The following is a 16,683-nucleotide window of genomic DNA, read 5'->3' as shown; positions in this document are numbered from 1 at the left end:
CGCCCGAACCCAAGGAGCACCATGAAACTTCCGGAACCGAGAGGCCCCATCAGCAGCGCCCTGTTGGGGGTTTTGGCAGGACACCCCTGCAGCGCCGGCGAGTCCCTTTCCGGGCTGCGCAGGCTGGTCGGCGGGAAGCTGGCCGGGGTCACGGACATCATCGGCGACGATGATGTCCAGCTGGCCCTCTTCTGCCTCTACGAGCTGCATTACTCCGGCCTGGAAGGTGTGCCGGACGAGTGGGAGTGGGAGCCCGGCCTGATCCAGGTGCGGCAAATGCTGGAGAAGCCCTTCGAGGAAGCCCTGCGCCTCGCCGCCCGGGAGGCCGGCGGGGATCTGGACCTTCCGGCCGGCTCCGACCTGACCAGCGACGCAGTTGCCGACGTCCTGTTCGGCCTGGCGGCCCGCGACACCGGCCCCAGCGTCTCCCGGTTCGTGGCAAAGAAGGCAAGCCTCGGGCAGCTCAAAGAGTTCCTGATCCACAAATCCATCTACCAGCTCAAGGAAGCGGATCCGCACACCTGGGCCATTCCACGGCTGAGCGGCCGGGCGAAAGCCGCCCTGGTGGAAATCCAGGCAGACGAGTATGGCGGCGGCCGGCCGGACCGGATGCACAGCGCACTGTTCGCCCGGACCATGCGCGGCCTGGGGATGGACGACCACTACGGTGCGTACGTGAACGCCGTCCCGGCCATCTCCCTGGCCGCCGTGAACCTGATGTCCCTCTGCGGACTGAACCGGCGGCTCCGCGGCGCCATCACCGGGCACCTCGCCATCTATGAAATGACGTCCTCCCAGCCCAACCGCCTGTACGGCAACGGCTTCCGCCGGCACGGCTTTGATGCGGACGTCACCCACTATTTCGACGAGCACGTGGAGGCAGATGCCGTGCACGAGCAGATCGCCGGCCGGGACCTGGCAGGCGGCCTCGTGGAGGCCGAGCCCGGGTTGCTGGATGACGTCATTTTCGGCGCCACGGCGGTGATGGCGATCGACACCAGGCTGTCCGCCCACCTTTTGGCGTCCTGGGAACATGGCCGGTCTTCGCTCAGGGCGGCAGTGCCGGCGGCAGCATGACGTCCCGGGCCATGGAGCAAGGCCTCGACGCGGCCGAGTACATCCTTCCCCTGCGCTGGGCCGACGACTCCGGCCTTCCTGACCTGGTGGCCTACCTGCAACGCCTGGCCACCTGGATACCGGTCATTGTGGTGGACGGTTCAGCCCCGGACCTGTTCGCCCGCCACCGGGAGCAGTTCCCGCCGGAGGTCCGCCACATCCGCCCCGATCACCCGGCGGGACCGGGAAATGACGGCGGGCAGCACGGCAACGGCAAGGTGGCAGGGGTGATGACAGGCATCCGCGCCGCCACGGCAGAGATTCTGGTGATCGCCGACGACGACGTCCGGTACACGCGCGCGTCCCTCGCCGCCGTCGTGGGTCACCTGGGGACGGCGGACGTGGTGCGCCCGCAAAACTATTTCGACCCCCTGCCCTGGCACGCGTGCTGGGACACGTCCCGGACGCTGATCAACCGGGCCTGGTCCGCCGACTTTCCCGGCACGCTGGCCCTGCGCCGAAGCGCCCTGCTGGCCACGGACGGCTACGAACCCGTCCTGTTCGAAAACCTTGAGCTGATCCGGACGGTGACAGCCGCAGGCGGACGGGAAAAGATCGTTCCGGACCTGTTCGTGGCGCGCCGGCCGCCCCGCGCCAGGCATTTCCTGAAGCAGCGCGTCCGGCAGGCGTACGACGACTTCGCGCAGCCCCGGCGCCTGGCCGCGGAACTTGCCCTGCTCCCGGCCATCCTCGGGGGCACCCTTCTCCCCAGAAGGGCGCGCCTCACGGTTTTCCTGTCACTGGTGGCCGCCGCGACGGCCGTAGCAGGGATCGGACGGCGGCGGCTCAACGGAACGGACGTCTTTCCATTGCGCGCCGTGTGGTTCGCGCCGCTCTGGGCCATGGAACGGGCCGTCTGCATCTGGTGGGCAGTGGCTTTTCGACTGGCCGGCGGCGTGCCGTACGCGGGCGCGAGGCTACGGACGGCGGCCCACACCGAAGCTGAGCTTAGGCGCCGCCATCAAGGCAAGCTGCATGCATTCCGGCAGCAACAAACAACCAGAACAGCAGCAGCTACGAAGGAGCGGATATGAACCAGGAACCGGCCGAGAGCTCCATTGTGGTCTGCCCCGACGGACCGTTGATCATCAGGGGTGACTTTGAGATCGTCACGCCGTCGGGCGTCCCCGTGCCGCGCGACCGGAAAACGGTGGCTCTGTGCCGGTGCGGGGCCTCGGCCATCAAGCCGTACTGCGACGGGACCCACAAGATGATCAAGTTCCGCACGGAGCCGCCCGCCTCCTGAGCACCTCCTGCGCCCGCGCCTGCCGGCCGGCCGACAGGTCCGGGCCGGTTGACAGCCGGAGGTGTGCCAACAAGGATGGGACCTTGGAAAGCGTTTTCTGACCGAGGAGGGCCAGCGCTGTGTACAGCCGGCCGACAGCCATCGACCGCAAGGCCCTGGTCCGCCGCCACGCAGTGGAACAGGACAGCCTCGACCCCCGGAGTCCGGTGTCGGTGGGGAACGGGGAATTCTGCTTCACGATGGACCTCACCGGCCTGCAGTCCCTTCCGGCGGAATACCCGGTGGGCGCCCGCGGCGAGCTGCCGGCCGGCACCCTGCTCGGAACGCAGGCGCAGTGGGGCTGGCATTCCATCCCTCCGGAGCAGGATTACACCCTGGCCGGTTCCACCGTCCTCTACGACTCTCCCCGCGGCCCGGTCCCGTACGTGGACATGGCGGGCGGGCTCGTGGACGGCCGCGAAACGGAGTCCTCCCGCGCTGAAACCTGGTTGCGGGCCAACCCGCACCGGCTGGACCTGGGCCGGATCGCCTTCGCCCTGCCGGGACGGGACAGCCCGGGGCTGGCCCCGGAAGACGTTGCCCACCCGCGGCAGGTGCTGGACCTGTGGACCGGCACGGCCACCAGCCGCTTCACCCTGCACGGCCAGCCCGTCGGGGTCACCACCGCGTGCCATCCGCACCGCGACGAACTCGGCTTCCGCATTGAATCCACCGCGCTGCAGCAGGGCCTGGCCATCTCCCTGTCGTTCCCTTACGGCTCCGAGGCCTGGCATAACGCCGCGGACTGGACCCGTCCCGAGGCCCACAGCACCCGGGTGGAAGAGGTGCCTGCTATCGGCAAGGGACGGGAGTGGCTGATCTCCCGTTACCTGGACAATTCCGGATACCAGGTCACCGTTGCCGGCGCCGGGCTGGAACTGGAACAAACCAGCCGGCACGGGGTGATCCTTAGGGCAGCCAACGGCGCGGAGGTCCTGGACTTCAGCGTGCACTTCATCAGCACCGGCCAGGGCGACTGCCTGCTGCGCGGATCGGGAGGCATCGGCTTCGCCAGTGCCAGTGCCAGTGCCAGTGCCACCGGCAAGGATCAGGCACCTGAACCGGGTACTGCGGTGATCGAGGCGTCCCGCACCGCCTGGCCGGACTTCTGGACGTCAGGCGCCGCCGTCGAACTCTCCGCGACGGAAGACCCACGCGCGAAGGAACTCGAACGCCGGGTGGTCCTCTCGCAGTACCTCACCGCCATCAACTGCTCCGGGTCCCTGCCGCCCCAGGAGACCGGGCTGGTCTGCAACTCCTGGCGCGGGCGGTTCCACCTCGAGATGCACTGGTGGCACGCTGCCCACTTCGCCGCCTGGAACCGCACTCCGCTCCTGCTCCCGGCGCTGCGCTGGTACGCCTCCATCCTGGAACCGGCACGGCAGACTGCCAAGGCACAGGGGTTCGACGGCGTCCGCTGGCCCAAGCAGTCAGGACCGGACGGGCGCGAGAGCCCCAGCCCCATCGGCACTTTCCTGGTCTGGCAGCAGCCGCATCCCATCCACCTCGCCGAACTCGCGTACCGGGCCGAACCCTCGCGTGAACTGCTGGAGGAGTTCGCGGAGATCGTGTTCGAGAGCGCGGATTTCATGGCCAGTTTCGCGCACCCCACCGCCCGCGGATTCGAATTGGGCCCGCCTCTGGTTCCGGCCCAGGAAAGCTACGAATCGATCAGGGGCACGGTCAGCAACCCAACCTTCGAGCTCGCCTACTGGCAGTGGGCGCTGCGTGTCGCCTGCAAGTGGCGGAAACGCCTGGGGTTGCCGCCCCGGGATACATGGCTTGCCGTGGCCGACGGCATGGTCCGGCCCAAGGTGGTGGACGGCGTCTATGCGGCGATCGGCGTCGAACCCTTCACCATCCGCACCGACCATCCCTCCATGCTCTGCGCCCTGGGCGTGCTGCCGCAGACGGACATTATCGACCCCGCCATCATGCGGGCCACCCTGGCAGACCTGATGGCCGGCTGGGACTGGGACAGCACGTGGGGGTGGGACTACCCGGTGATGGCCATGACCGCGGCCAGGCTGGAGGACCCGGAGACCGCCGTGGCGGCGCTCCTGCAGGACGCGCCCAAAAACCTGGTGCTGCCCAACGGGCACAACCGGCAGACCGACTCGCTGCCGCTGTACCTGCCCGGCAACGGCGGGCTGCTCGCGGCCGTGGCGCTGATGGCGGCAGGCTGGGATGGCGGACCGGACCGGCACGCCCCGGGGTTCCCCGCCGATTGGACAGTTGCCTGGGAAGGACTGGTCCCGGCACCGTAGTTCAGCCTGCCCCGATAGCGGCACAGGGACGGTTAGGCTGGGTACAGCCCGTTTTCCGCCCGCAAGGAGTACTAGGAATGAACCTCTTCATCAAGCTGCTCGGCACCGGTGTGAGCCTCGGCGCCGGCCTGGTCGGCACCAAACTGGTCAATGCCATCTGGGAAAAGACCACCGGCCGGAAGCCGCCCACCGGCAAGGACGAGGACGTCCCCACGAGCCTCCACTCGGCCCTGACGTTCGCGCTGATCTCAGCGTCCGTGAGCACCATCATCCAGGTGCTGGCAAACCGCGGCACCCAGCGTGCCATCACCCGCTTTGCCAAGAGCCAGGACATTGTCTAAGCCAAGGACTTAGTTTGGCGGCCAGGCACGTGCCTGGCTTTAGCGCGTTGAGCCGTCGCCGGAACCGTCCTCCTGGGCGGCTTTGGCGGCGGCTTCTTGCACGGCTGCCTTTTGGCCAGCTGCCTTCAAGACGACGGCTTCCAGCTCGTCCGAGGTCAGCAGCTCCCGGTGGAGGTGCTTGGTGCGGTAACCGGCCCTGCCCACCATGTGCGCGGAGACGGGCACGGTGAGGAGCTGGAAAATCCACGCCACCAGCAGTACCGGCCATACCCACCAGGTGCGCATCTGCAGCCCGATCGATGCCAGCAGCAGGAACAGGCCCAGTACCTGCGGCTTGGTGGCGGCGTGCATGCGGCTCAGCAGGTCCGGGAAGCGCAGCAGGCCGACCGCAGCGCCCAGGGACATGAGTGCACCCACCACCATAAAGACGGCGGAAACCAGGTCGATCCAGCCGTCCACGCCGGACACATCAGGGTTGGCAACATTAGGGTTCATGGGGCTGTTCCCTCCGGTCTGCCACGAACCTGGCCACCGTCACGGACCCGATGAAGCCGATGACCGAAATGGCCACCACCAGCATCAGGTTGTTGAGGTGCCGGTTCACGGCCATGTCGATGCACAGCGCCCCGCCCAGGATCGCGAGCAGCACGTCCGCCGCGAGCACCCGGTCAAGCAGTGACGGGCCCCGGGCGATGCGGATGATTGCGCCACCGGCGGCGAGCGAGAAGATCACGGCCGTGATGGCCAGGACGGCCTGCATCATGCGGCTGCCTCCGATCGGACGGCTTCCAGCTCTTCGGCAGTGCCCATGATGCGGATCAGGCCGGCCTCGATGGAGCGCACCTCATTGCGCAGGTTTTCCACGTCCTGCGGGGAGCTGATGTTGATGGCGTGCAGGTACAGGGTGGACGTGGAACGGTCCACCTCCACCACCAGGGACCCGGGAATCAGGGAAATGACGTGCCCGGTGGCGGTGACCATCAGGTCCTGGTGGCTCCGCAGGGTTACTGCCACCACAGCATTGGTCACCGCGGGTCCCCTGGCGATGGCCAGGTACAGGATCTGGGCACTGGCGATCACCACCTTGGCCAGGAACACCAGGGCGAACGGGATGGCGTACAGGATGTTGAAGCGGCCGCTGAGCTCCACGGGCGGGAGGTAGAACAGCCTGGCCACTGCTATTGCCAGCAGCGCCCCGAACAGCAGGTTGCCGGGGCTGAAGTCCTGCCAGAGGGCGCCCCAGACGATCACCAGCCACACCAGGAGCGGCAGTTCCTGGCGCAGTGAAATTCGTTGGCGGCTCATTGCCCTCCTCCCCTGGTGCTGACCGCCGGAACAACGGTGTCCTCACCCATCACGGCCTGGATGTAGGGGGACCGGTCCAGCATGTCGGCGGCGGCGCGGTCGGACAGTCCGAACAGGGGCCCCGCGAAAACGGTGAGGGCCACGCCCAGCGCCACAAGGCCCAGGGTGGACCCCACCATGGTCCTGGGCAGGAGTGTGGCGGGACGGGAGGCCCCGGCGCGCGGCGAGGCGCCGGCGAGCCGCTGGACGCCGGTGCGCGCAGCAAGCATGATGCCGGTCCGGCTGCCGGCGCGCTGGACCGCGTCCTCTGCCCGGTCCGCTTCTTCGGGAACCGCCAGCAGCACCGGGTCCGGGTGCTCGGCGTCAGATGGCCGGCGCCAGAACGCCCGGTTCCAGACCCTGGCGATTGCCAGCAGGGTCAGCAGGCTGGTGAGAACTCCGCCGATGACCAGGGCGTAGGCCAAGGGCGTCCCGAGCTCGACACCGGCCTGCATGAGCCCCACCTTGCCCAGGAATCCGGAGAAGGGAGGAATGCCGGCAAGGTTCATGCCGGGGATGAAGAACAGAATCGCCAGGAGGGGCGAGAGTTTGGCCAGCCCGCCCAGCCGGTCCACCGACGAGCTGCCGCCGCGGCGTTCGATAAGCCCGGTGACCAGGAAGAGGCTGGTCTGGATGGTGATGTGGTGGGCCACGTAGAACACGGCAGCGCCCAGCCCCGCCACGGAGGACATCGCGAGCCCGAACACCATGTACCCGATGTGGCTGACCAGGGTGAAAGAGAGAAGACGCTTGATATCGCTTTGCGCCAGCGCACCGAGGATTCCCACCACCATGGTCAGCAGCGCCGCCACCATCAATGGTGTGTTCAGCGAGTCGCCGGGGAAGAGCAGGGTTTCCGTGCGGACCATGGCATAGACGCCCACCTTGGTCAGCAGGCCGGCGAACACCGCGGTGACCGGGGCCGGCGCGGTGGGATAGGAGTCGGGAAGCCAGAAGGACAGCGGGAAGACGGCCGCCTTGATGCCGAACGCGACCAGCAGCATGACGTGCAGGAGGGTTTTGGTGCCCTGGTCCAGTTCGCCCAGCTTGATGGCAAGGTCGGCCATGTTCACTGTTCCGGTTGCGCCGTACACCATGGCGATGGAGATCAGGAACAGCACCGAGGACACCACGGAGACCACCACATAGGTGACGCCGGCGCGGATGCGCGGCCCGGTTCCGCCCAGCGTCATCAGCACGTAGCTTGCGGTCAGCAGGATTTCGAAGCCCACGTAAAGGTTGAAGAGGTCGCCGGAGAGGAACGCGTTGGACACCCCGGCCACCAGGATCAGGTAGGTGGGGTGGAAGATCGAAACCGGTGCGTCATGGTCGCCGTCGGCCATGCCCTGCCCTGTGGCGTACACCAGCACGGCCAGGCTCACCGCCGACGAAACCACCAGCATCAGCGAGGAAAACTGGTCCACCACCATCACGATGCCCCACGGCGGCAACCACCCGCCGATGGTCACTGCCGCCGTGCCGGCGGTCCACACATGGGCCAGCAGGAGGCATTCGAGCAGCAGCGTCAGGGACAGCAGGCCGATGCTGACCGCCCGCTGCGCGCGGGAATGCCGGATCAGCAGGAAAGTGAGGGCAGCGCCCAGGATGGGAAGTACGACGGCGAGCGGGGCAAAGCTTGCGATGTTCACTTTCCGCCTCCTTCCGGGCCGGGGGCGATGTTTTGGGAGCCGGGCTTTTCTTCCGCGGCGGCATGTTCGGCAAGCATTTCGCGGCCGCCCGCCACGAGGGTGGCAGTGGCAGATCCCCCGTCGCCGGACGGCCTGTGGTCCGAGATGTCGCGTCCGTTGCCGCCCAGCATGGTGAGCGGGAACTCGGAGGTCTCGGCGGGAATCTCGGCATCGTCCTCAGCATCGAAGCTGGGGGTTTCGGCAACGCGGAGGTCTTCCACGTCATCCTGGATTTCGTCGCGGCGGGCCAGCACCCAGGTGCGGTAGATGATGCCGAGCATGAAGGCCGTCACCGCGAAGGAGATGACGATTGACGTCAGGATCAGGGCCTGCGGCAGGGGATCGTTATAGTCCCCGGCCGCGATGTCCTTGGAGTACAGGGGAGCCAGGCCCGCATAGCCGCCCGTTGCCAGGATCAGCAGGTTGGTGGCGTTGGCCAGGAGCATCAGGCCCAACAGGACACGGGTCAGGCTGCGTTCCAGGATCAGGTAGATTCCGCAGGCGTACAGGGCCCCCATGACGATCAGCAGGGTCAGGTTGACGCTCATGCTTTGCCCTTTGCGGTGGTTTCTGCAGGAATGCCGTCCGGCTCCTGGTCTTCGGCGGGTGCCGCGGACCGTTCCTCGAAGTGTTCATCAATCTCGGCGCCGAGGCTCCGCAGCACGTCCAGCACCAGGCCCACCACCACGATGTAGACGCCGATGTCGAAGATGGTGGACGTGACGAACTTGATGTCTCCGAACACCGGCAGCCAGAACTCGATGATGGCGGTCTGGAACACCTGGCCGCCCAGGAGCAGGGGCACCGCGCCGGAGGCTGCGGCCACGGCCAGGCCGATGCCCAGCAGCGCGCCGGCGCTGACCGGCGTGGCCTCACGGAGTTCGAACCGGCCGCCGGCCAGGTAGCGGATGGTCAGGGCCAGGCCGGCTGTCAGGCCGCCGGCGAAGCCGCCGCCCGGAAGGTTGTGCCCGGCCAGCAGGAGGTACAGGGAGAAGATCACCAGGGAGTGGAAAACCAGCCGGGTGACCACTTCGAAGATGATGGAGCGGCGTTCCGGCGCCAGGGTCCGTCCGGCAACCAGCCAGGCGTCACGGGCAGAGGCTGCGAATTTGCGGCTGATGGCCAAAGCGGCGCCGTCGCGGGAACCGGGGTCCACCCCGTGGTGCCGGCCCACCGTGCCCTCGGCGATGCTGGCGGAGGTCCGGATCCGGTCGCCGCGGCCGCGAACAAAAATGAGGCTGGCCACTCCGGTGGCGGCCAGGGCAAGGACGGTAATTTCGCCGAAGGTGTCCCAGGCACGGATGTCCACCAGCGTCACGTTGACGATGTTCAGTCCGCCGCCGCCCTCGTAGGCCAGGAGCGGGAACTCCAGCGACACGGGGGTGGCGATCCGTGCACCCATGGCGAAGATCGCGGCGAACACCATAGTGACGCCGAAGCCCAGGCCGATGATTACGCGCACCACCCGGTATTTCCCGCCGGTGCGGTCGCGGAGCTCGGCAGGCAGGCTTCGCATCGCCAGGACGAACGCCACCAGGATGATGGTTTCCACCAGCATCTGGGTCAGGGCGAGGTCAGGGGCACCCTGGAGGGCGAACATCAGCGCGATGCCGTAACCGGTGACGGAGACCATCAGGACGGCCAGGAAGCGCTTGTTTGCCTTCACGGCTGCCAGGGCGCCGATCACGATCCCGGCCCCCACCACAAGCTGGAGCGGGGAGCCCGGATCCACCAGGTAGATGCCCTCGGGCAGCGGCTTTCCGGCGAGCAGGATCACCGCCAGGGGCAGCACGAAGGCGACGCTGAGGATGACGGCCAGGTAGTAGTACAGCGAACCGCGCTGGGTACGCCCGGTAACCCAGACGGCGACGTCGTCCAGCGCGCCGATGGTCAGCTGGTAGGCGCGGTCGGCGTCCACCCACGGCGGCACCAAGGACTGCAGCCGGGCCACCGCGTTCCGGCCAAAGTACATGGCAAGCCCCAGGGCGAACGTGACGGCAGTCAGGCCAAGCGCCGGCGTGAAACCGTGCCACAGCGCAAGGTGCCCTGCCTGTTCAGCCGGCGTCCCGGCGTCGGACGCGGTGGAGGCAAACAGCGCCGCGTACGGCTGGATCCAGGCATCCACGGGGACAGGCCACACGCCGTAGGCAATGGTGAGGATGCTGAGGATGGCGGGCGCGGCGAGGAAGGAAGGCTTGATGGCCTTGAACGGAGTAGGCTCCACGCCGGGCTTGGCGGCAAAGGCACCCCACATGAAGCGGGCGCTGTAGGCGAAGGTAAGGACGGACCCCAGGACCAGGCCGGCCAGGACGACCGTTCCCCACGGCCCTGCGCCGGGATCCGCGGCATGGTGCACAAAGGCTTCCAGCACGGATTCCTTGGCGACGAAGCCGGCAAGCAGCGGAAACCCCGCCATGGATGCGGCACCGATGCCGGCCACAATGCCCAGGGCGCGGGAGGAGCGGAAGACTCCGGAGAGCTTGCGGAAGTCGCGGGTTCCGGACTGGTGGTCGATGATGCCCACCACCAGGAACAGGGTTGCTTTGAACAGCCCGTGCGCCAGGAGCATCGCGAGGCCGGCGAGCGCCGCGTCAGGCGTGCCCAGCCCCACCACCATGGTGAGGAAGCCCAGCTGGCTCACCGTGCCGTAAGCCAGGATGAGTTTGATGTCCGTCTGCCGCAGCGCCCGGTAGCCGCCAACCAGCATGGTGGCCAGCCCCAGGCCCAGGACCACAGGCTGCCAGTACGCGGTCTCGGAAAAGCCCGGCGCCAGCCTGGCCACCAGATAGATGCCGGCCTTGACCATCGCGGCGGCGTGCAGGTAGGCGCTCACCGGGGTGGGCGCAGCCATGGCGCCCGGCAGCCAGAAGTGGAACGGGACCAGCGCTGATTTGGTGATCGCACCAACCAGGATGAGCACGACGGCGGCACTCACCATGGTGCCGGATGCACCGCCAACCAGCGCGGGTGCCTGTTCAAGGATGACGGAGATACGGTAGGTTCCGGCGGCGTGGCCCAGCATGATCAGGCCCACGAGCATGGCCAGGCCGCCTGCGGTGGTGACCATCAGTGCCTGCAGCGCCGAGCGCCGGGCTGCCAGCCTGGTCCGGGCGTAGCCGATGAGCAGGTAGGACAGGATGGTGGTCAGTTCCCAGAAGATGAAAAGGAGCAGGAGGTCATCGGCCACCACCAGGCCGAACATGGCACCCGCGAAAGCCAGGAGCTGCGCCCCGAAGGCGCCCAGGTCCTGGTCGCCTGCCTTGAAGTACCGTGCACAGTAGACCAGCACCAGGGAGCCGACGCCCAGCACCAGGAGGGACATCACCCACGCCAGCGCATCCATGCGGAAGGCAAGCTCCAGGTGGAGGCCGGGAATCCAGGGAATGACCTCCGCAACTGCCCCCTGGGCCGAGTAGACCGGGGTGTGCTGGAAGAGGAGCCAGGCGAAGGAGGCGGCCGGCACCGCTGCCAGTGCGTAAAACGCGTTGCGGCCCCACGTCCTGAACAGTAAGGGCGCCAGCACAGCCACCGTAAAGTGCACGGCAAGGACTGTGATCACTGGTATCTCCGCAACGTCAGGGATTCGATTGTCAAAAGTTGGAGCAGGCGGCAAAAAGTAAGGTTCGGGAGTGGACAGTTTATCAAGTCCTTGTACCCGTTCTGTCGGCTTGGCAGCCGCTGACGCCGTCCTCCCCCGGAGGCCCGGGGGCCGCGTCCGCTGGATGTTCGCCACCGGCGGATACGATGCATCGTATGAACACCGCCAGCGCTCCCGGGGCCATGCAGCCGGCCTCGGAACTTGAATCCGGGCACCACGCGTCCAGCAAGGGCCGGATCCTGGCCTGGGCTTCCTGGGACTGGGGCTCCGCCGCCTTCAACGCCGTGATGACCACGTTCGTGTTCACCGTCTACCTGACGTCCAACGCCTTCGGCGGGGAGGACCAGGCATCGGCGGTCCTGGGCGGCGCCCTGGCCGTGGCGGGCTTCGCCATCGCAGTGCTGGCCCCCGTCACCGGGCAGCGCTCCGACGCCGGCGGCCGGCGGAAGCTGTGGCTGGGAATCAACACGGCTGCCGTCGCCATCCTGACAGCCCTGTGCTTTTTTGTGTTCCCGCGTCCTGAATTCCTTCTCCTCGGAGTATCCCTGATCGCCCTCGGAAACGTCTTTTTCGAATTCGCCGGCGTCAACTACAACGCCATGCTCGCCCAGATCTCAACACCCCGGAACATTGGCAAGGTCAGCGGGTTTGGCTGGGGCGCGGGATACCTGGGCGGCATCGTGGCGCTGCTGGTGGTCCTGCAGCTGTTCGTCCAGCCCAGCTTCGAATGGTTCGGCGCCTCCACCGAGGACAGCCTGAATATCCGGCTGGTTGCTCTCTTTTCGGCCCTGTGGTTCTTCATTTTCGCCCTGCCTGTGCTGTTTGCGGTCCCCGAACTGCCGAGGACCGGCCAGGCGGCGCGGCTGGGCTTCCTGGCCAGCTACGGACTGCTGGCCCGGCGGATCAAGGCGATCTACGCCACCAGCCCCCACACCATCTACTTCCTGCTGGCCAGTGCGGTGTTCCGCGACGGCCTGGCGGCGGTCTTCACGTTCGGTGGAATCATCGCCGCCGGCACCTTCGGCTTTGAGCTGTCACAGGTCATCTTCTTCGCCATCTTCGGAAACGTGGTGGCGGCCGTTGGCGCGATGATCGGCGGATTCCTTGATGACCGGGTGGGACCCAAGGCAGTGATCATCGGCTCCCTGGTAGGCCTGCTGATTGCCGGCACGGTCATCCTGGTCCTCGGCAACGGCGACTACGTCTTCTTCGGCATGGACTGGGCCGGCAGCACCACCTTCTGGGTGTTCGGCCTCTTCCTTTGCCTGTTCGTGGGGCCGGCCCAGTCCTCCTCGCGGGCTTACCTGGCCCGGCTTGCCCCGCATGGCGAATCGGGCGAGCTCTTCGGCCTGTACGCCACCACCGGCCGGGCCGTCAGCTTCCTGGCGCCGGCCCTGTTCACGCTCTGCATTGCGGTGGCCACGCCGATGGTGGCATCCGGCCAGGCGCAACGCTGGGGAATCCTGGGCATCATGGTGGTCCTCCTCGCCGGGCTCCTTGTCCTGCTGCCCGTGAAGTCTCCGGGGAAGGCGTCCATCGCGGTTGTTCCGGCCGCCTGACCGGACGGAGCAGCCTGCCTGCGGCAGAGCAGGAAAAGCATCCGGATTCCTTACCGGAAGCATTGACTCCTTTTGTTATCGATCACATACTGGGAGGTGATAACATTTTGAATGCTTTCAATGACGAGGAGCACTGCCCATGCAACGGACCCCTCCACGCCCCCGGGCCGGAATCATCGGTACCGGCGGGATAGCCCACGCCCACGCTGAAGCCCTCAAGCTGGCCGGGGCAGAGCTGGTGGTTGCCGTGGACATCGACCCTGACCGGGCCGCCGCCTTTGCGGCAGAGACCGGGTTCGCGCAGACCGCGCCAAGCCTGGCTGCGGCCGCCGACGCCACGCTGGACGTGGTGGCAATCTGCACGCCGCCGTCGTCGCACGCTTCCCTTGCCCTGGAGGCACTCGCCCTGGGCCTGAACGTGGTGCTTGAAAAGCCGCCCGCGTTGTCGCTGCGGCAAATGGTTGAACTGCAGGCGGCGGAGCGGGCATCGGGCAAACACGTGAGCTGCATCTTCCAGCACCGCTTTGGCACGGGCGCGCGCAAACTGGCAGCGCTGCAGGAATCGGGGGTCCTCGGCAACCCGCTCACCGGCTTCTGCAACACGCTGTGGTTCCGCAACCAGGAGTACTTTGACGTTCCATGGCGCGGCCTGTGGGATGTTGAGGGCGGCGGGCCCACCATGGGGCACGGCATTCACCAGTTCGACATGCTGCTCCACCTGTGGGGCCCCTGGCAGGAAGTCACCGCGTTCGCGGGCCGGCTTGCCCGGCGCACGGAAACGGAGGATGTGTCCACGGCCATCGTACGGTTCGAATCCGGCGCCCTGAGCACCGTCATCAACTCCGTCATCTCCCCCCGGGAGACGTCTCAGCTCAGGTTCGACTACGAGAACGCCACCGTTGAGCTCGAGCACCTCTACGGCTACGACGACTCCCACTGGCGTTTTACCCCCGCGCCTGGACAGGAGCACCTTGCCGGCCTATGGGCAGACGGTTCCGCCGCCGTCCCCAGCGGGCACCCCGCCCAGTACTCGCACATTGTGGAGGCCATCGGCTCCGGAGCCGTCCCGCCGGTCACCCTCGCCGAGGCCTACCCCACCATGGAGCTCGCCGCCGCCATCTACGCCTCCGCCATCACCGGCAAGACGGTGCGCCGCGGCGACATCACTGAAGGAAACCCGTTCTTCGACCGTGCCGACGGCCGGCTGGAACCCTGGAAACTCGAAAAGAGCAATGCATGAGCACCACCACCGCCCCCGCCGCCGGCACCTCCACCACCGGCGGCCCGTTCAGCTGGACGGACGACGGCGCAGCCGTCACCGTCACCCTCGACGGCGTCCAGGTCCTGACGTATACGTATGCCGCCAATGACCCGCAGGAGGAGTCCCCGCGGCCGTACTTCCACCCCGTCCGGACCAGGACGGGGGACCTGGTGAGCGCCTACCGCCCGCACGACCATGTGTGGCACAAGGGCATCGCCTGGTCACTGCCGCACCTTGGCCCGGACAATTTCTGGGGCGGGCCCAGTTACCGGCGGGGGCAGGACTACCGGTGGCTGCCGAACAACGGCGCCATGCGGCACCGCGAGCTTGGCCAGGCAACGGACGACGACGGCACGTTCCGTTTTGCCCATTCCCTGCAGTGGGTCACGCAGCAGGGCTCCCTTGTGGTGGAGGAGGAGCGGTCCTTCCAGGTGGTGCCGGGGACGGACAGCAGCTACACCCTGGTTTTCGACACGGCCATGACCAACGTCTCAGGGGAACCCATCCACATCGGCTCGCCCACTACCGAGGGACGGGAGAACGCCGGCTACGGCGGCCTGTTCTGGCGCGGTCCGCGGTCCTTTGCCGGTGGGTCCATCATCGGACCGGGCGGCGCTACCGGCGAGGAGCTCCGCGGCCAGCGGGCACCCTGGCTTTCCTTCGTTGGCCAGCACGATGAGACCTGCCGCTTCTCCACTCTGGTCATGGTGGATGATCCCGGCAGTGAACACCCCGAGCCGGAGTGGTTTGCCCGGTCGGAGCCATTCGCCTGCATGGGGCCGGCACCGTTTTTCAGCCAGGAAGTCCTGTTCGAGGCCGGCACCACCCTGCACTACCGGTACGGGGTGGTAATCGCCGACGGGCAGTCCGACGCCCAGCGGTCCGAAGCCCTGGCCCTTGCGGCACGGGAACTCCTGGCCGCCACCCAGGGCCGGAACGGCCAGTGAACACTGCAGGCGTTCCCGGCTTACCGGGCGTTCCCGGCTTTCCGGGCGGGACCGCGGTCAGCGGCCTCCGGGTCTATGACTGGGAGGCCGCTGACGGGCTGTGCGGAGGGTCGCCCCACCTGCATACCGTTTCCACCGAGGCCTACGTGGTGACGGGCGGCACCGGCCAGGTGCACACCATCTCCATGGCGGGAGCCGCGGAACATGGGCTTGCCGCCGGTTCACTGCTTTGGTTCAGCCCCGGGACAGTCCACCGGCTGGTCAATTCCCGTCAGCTCACCCTCAATGTGATCATGTCCAACGCCGGGCTGCCCGAGGCAGGGGACGCTGTCCTCACGTTTCCCCGGGCCATCCTGGCGGATCCGGACAAGTACGTGCAGCACGCGGTACTGCCACGCGATGCTGACGAGGCCGTCGTCGCCGCAGCCGCCCGCAGGCGCCGCGACCTCGCCGTGGAAGGATACGCCGAGCTGCATACATCCGTCCTGCGTGAGGGCCCTGACGCCCTTGCCGCTTTCCACCGTGCAGCCGCCGTCCTGGTACGCCCGCGCGTGGAGCGCTGGAAGAAGATCTGGTCGGAAACGGTCCGCAGCCAGGTTGACGCAACGGAGCAGGCGCTGGAGGACCTGGCGGACGGCTCGGCGCGGCCGTTGGCCGGAGCGGCAGTGGCCACCGCCGGCCGCCGCCCCGGCGAGGGGTACGGCATGTGCGGAAGGCTGACCACCTGGGATGATTCCCGGGTGGTATGACTCCCGCGCCAAGTGCGTCCCGGGAGACTAGGCTTGGATCATGAACGTGGATGAGACCAACCTTCCGGGCCTGGGCCGGCGGAAGGATTTCATGACAGCATCCGGGCGCCGGATCGGCGTGGTGGAGCTGCGGGAGGGCCAGACGGAACTTATCGTTTCCACCTGGGACGATCCCGATACCTGCCAGGCTTCAATTCCGCTGACCAGCGACGAAGCAGCCACCCTGGGCAACCTTCTGGGAGGGCAGCACCTGGCCATGAAGCTGACGGAGGAGCACAAGGATGTCCCCGGGATCGTCACCCGGCAGTTCTCCATCGCTCCGGACTCCCCGTTCCAGAACCAGCCGATGGGCAAGGCCTGCATCCGCACCCGGTGCGGCGTGTCCATTGTGGCCATCATGCGTGAAGGCGAGGTGCTCCCGTCGCCGGGACCCGACGTCGTGCTTCACACGGGTGACCTGCTGGTGGCAGTCGGAACCCAGGAAGGCCTCGACTCGGCGGCCGACATCCTGCGCCACGGATAAATCCT

General features: G+C 67.4%; 16 protein-coding genes. 10 read left to right on the top strand and 6 right to left on the bottom strand.

All coding sequences use genetic code 11. From position 1 onward, the window contains the following. Positions 1 to 21: 21 nt before the first annotated feature. From DXK94_RS01685 to DXK94_RS01665, 5 genes are all read left to right on the top strand, one after another. Positions 22 to 1,077 (top strand): iron-containing redox enzyme family protein, encoded by a 1,056-nt coding sequence (locus DXK94_RS01685; RefSeq protein ID WP_115523552.1) that lies wholly within the window; start codon positions 22 to 24, stop codon positions 1,075 to 1,077. Then, positions 1,074 to 2,150: a glycosyltransferase family 2 protein gene (locus DXK94_RS01680; RefSeq protein WP_258868398.1), complete on the top strand. Its 1,077-nt coding sequence runs from the start codon at positions 1,074 to 1,076 to the stop codon at positions 2,148 to 2,150. The genes DXK94_RS01685 and DXK94_RS01680 overlap by 4 nt, the downstream gene beginning before the upstream one ends. Next, complete coding sequence (locus DXK94_RS01675) at positions 2,147 to 2,362, top strand: CDGSH iron-sulfur domain-containing protein (protein ID WP_115523551.1); 216 nt, start codon at positions 2,147 to 2,149, stop codon at positions 2,360 to 2,362. Before DXK94_RS01680 ends, DXK94_RS01675 begins: the two co-directional genes overlap by 4 nt. Before the next feature lie 239 nt (positions 2,363 to 2,601). After that, a complete protein-coding gene (locus DXK94_RS01670; protein WP_395928110.1) occupies positions 2,602 to 4,668 on the top strand; it encodes a hypothetical protein in 2,067 nt (688 codons plus the stop codon). A gap of 77 nt (positions 4,669 to 4,745) precedes the next feature. After that, entirely contained in the window at positions 4,746 to 5,009 is a 264-nt protein-coding gene (locus tag DXK94_RS01665; protein WP_079595394.1) for a DUF4235 domain-containing protein, read from the top strand. Between the two features lie 39 nt (positions 5,010 to 5,048). Here DXK94_RS01665 and mnhG read toward each other — a convergent pair whose 3' ends face one another. The 6 genes from mnhG to DXK94_RS01635 are packed head-to-tail and all read right to left on the bottom strand — an operon-like array spanning position 5,049 to position 11,600. Then, on the bottom strand, positions 5,049 to 5,504 hold the full coding sequence (mnhG, locus tag DXK94_RS01660; RefSeq protein WP_115523549.1) for a monovalent cation/H(+) antiporter subunit G: 456 nt from the start codon (positions 5,502 to 5,504) through the stop codon (positions 5,049 to 5,051). After that, the gene (locus DXK94_RS01655) at positions 5,494 to 5,772 is read right to left on the bottom strand and encodes a monovalent cation/H+ antiporter complex subunit F (protein WP_079595396.1); all 279 of its coding nucleotides are present in this window, start codon (positions 5,770 to 5,772) and stop codon (positions 5,494 to 5,496) included. The genes mnhG and DXK94_RS01655 overlap by 11 nt, the downstream gene beginning before the upstream one ends. Beyond that, positions 5,769 to 6,314, bottom strand: a complete 546-nt coding sequence (locus DXK94_RS01650) for a Na+/H+ antiporter subunit E (protein WP_115523548.1) — start codon at positions 6,312 to 6,314, stop codon at positions 5,769 to 5,771. The genes DXK94_RS01655 and DXK94_RS01650 overlap by 4 nt, the downstream gene beginning before the upstream one ends. Next, complete coding sequence (locus DXK94_RS01645) at positions 6,311 to 8,002, bottom strand: Na+/H+ antiporter subunit D (protein ID WP_079595398.1); 1,692 nt, start codon at positions 8,000 to 8,002, stop codon at positions 6,311 to 6,313. Before DXK94_RS01645 ends, DXK94_RS01650 begins: the two co-directional genes overlap by 4 nt. Beyond that, positions 7,999 to 8,589 (bottom strand): Na(+)/H(+) antiporter subunit C, encoded by a 591-nt coding sequence (locus DXK94_RS01640; protein ID WP_079595399.1) that lies wholly within the window; start codon positions 8,587 to 8,589, stop codon positions 7,999 to 8,001. Before DXK94_RS01640 ends, DXK94_RS01645 begins: the two co-directional genes overlap by 4 nt. Then, the gene (locus tag DXK94_RS01635; RefSeq protein ID WP_115523547.1) at positions 8,586 to 11,600 is read right to left on the bottom strand and encodes a Na+/H+ antiporter subunit A; all 3,015 of its coding nucleotides are present in this window, start codon (positions 11,598 to 11,600) and stop codon (positions 8,586 to 8,588) included. The genes DXK94_RS01640 and DXK94_RS01635 overlap by 4 nt, the downstream gene beginning before the upstream one ends. A gap of 194 nt (positions 11,601 to 11,794) precedes the next feature. Between DXK94_RS01635 and DXK94_RS01630 the strand changes: the two genes are divergently transcribed. The 5 genes from DXK94_RS01630 (at position 11,795) to DXK94_RS01610 (ending at position 16,678) form a co-directional block, all read left to right on the top strand. Then, entirely contained in the window at positions 11,795 to 13,198 is a 1,404-nt protein-coding gene (locus DXK94_RS01630) for an MFS transporter (RefSeq protein ID WP_115523546.1), read from the top strand. Between the two features lie 139 nt (positions 13,199 to 13,337). Then, the gene (locus DXK94_RS01625; RefSeq protein ID WP_115523545.1) at positions 13,338 to 14,438 is read left to right on the top strand and encodes a Gfo/Idh/MocA family protein; all 1,101 of its coding nucleotides are present in this window, start codon (positions 13,338 to 13,340) and stop codon (positions 14,436 to 14,438) included. Continuing rightward, the gene (locus DXK94_RS01620) at positions 14,435 to 15,406 is read left to right on the top strand and encodes a PmoA family protein (RefSeq protein WP_115523544.1); all 972 of its coding nucleotides are present in this window, start codon (positions 14,435 to 14,437) and stop codon (positions 15,404 to 15,406) included. The genes DXK94_RS01625 and DXK94_RS01620 overlap by 4 nt, the downstream gene beginning before the upstream one ends. After that, a complete protein-coding gene (locus tag DXK94_RS01615) occupies positions 15,403 to 16,155 on the top strand; it encodes a cupin (protein ID WP_115523543.1) in 753 nt (250 codons plus the stop codon). Before DXK94_RS01620 ends, DXK94_RS01615 begins: the two co-directional genes overlap by 4 nt. Before the next feature lie 40 nt (positions 16,156 to 16,195). Next, positions 16,196 to 16,678 (top strand): cation:proton antiporter regulatory subunit, encoded by a 483-nt coding sequence (locus DXK94_RS01610; protein WP_079595405.1) that lies wholly within the window; start codon positions 16,196 to 16,198, stop codon positions 16,676 to 16,678. Positions 16,679 to 16,683: the final 5 nt, after the last annotated feature.

This window comes from Arthrobacter sp. RT-1, assembly GCF_003367205.1.
In the GTDB taxonomy this organism is placed as follows: Bacteria; Actinomycetota; Actinomycetes; order Actinomycetales; family Micrococcaceae; genus Arthrobacter.
Note: the sequence above shows the minus strand (reverse complement) of the source record. Positions and strands in the feature narration are given on the sequence as shown.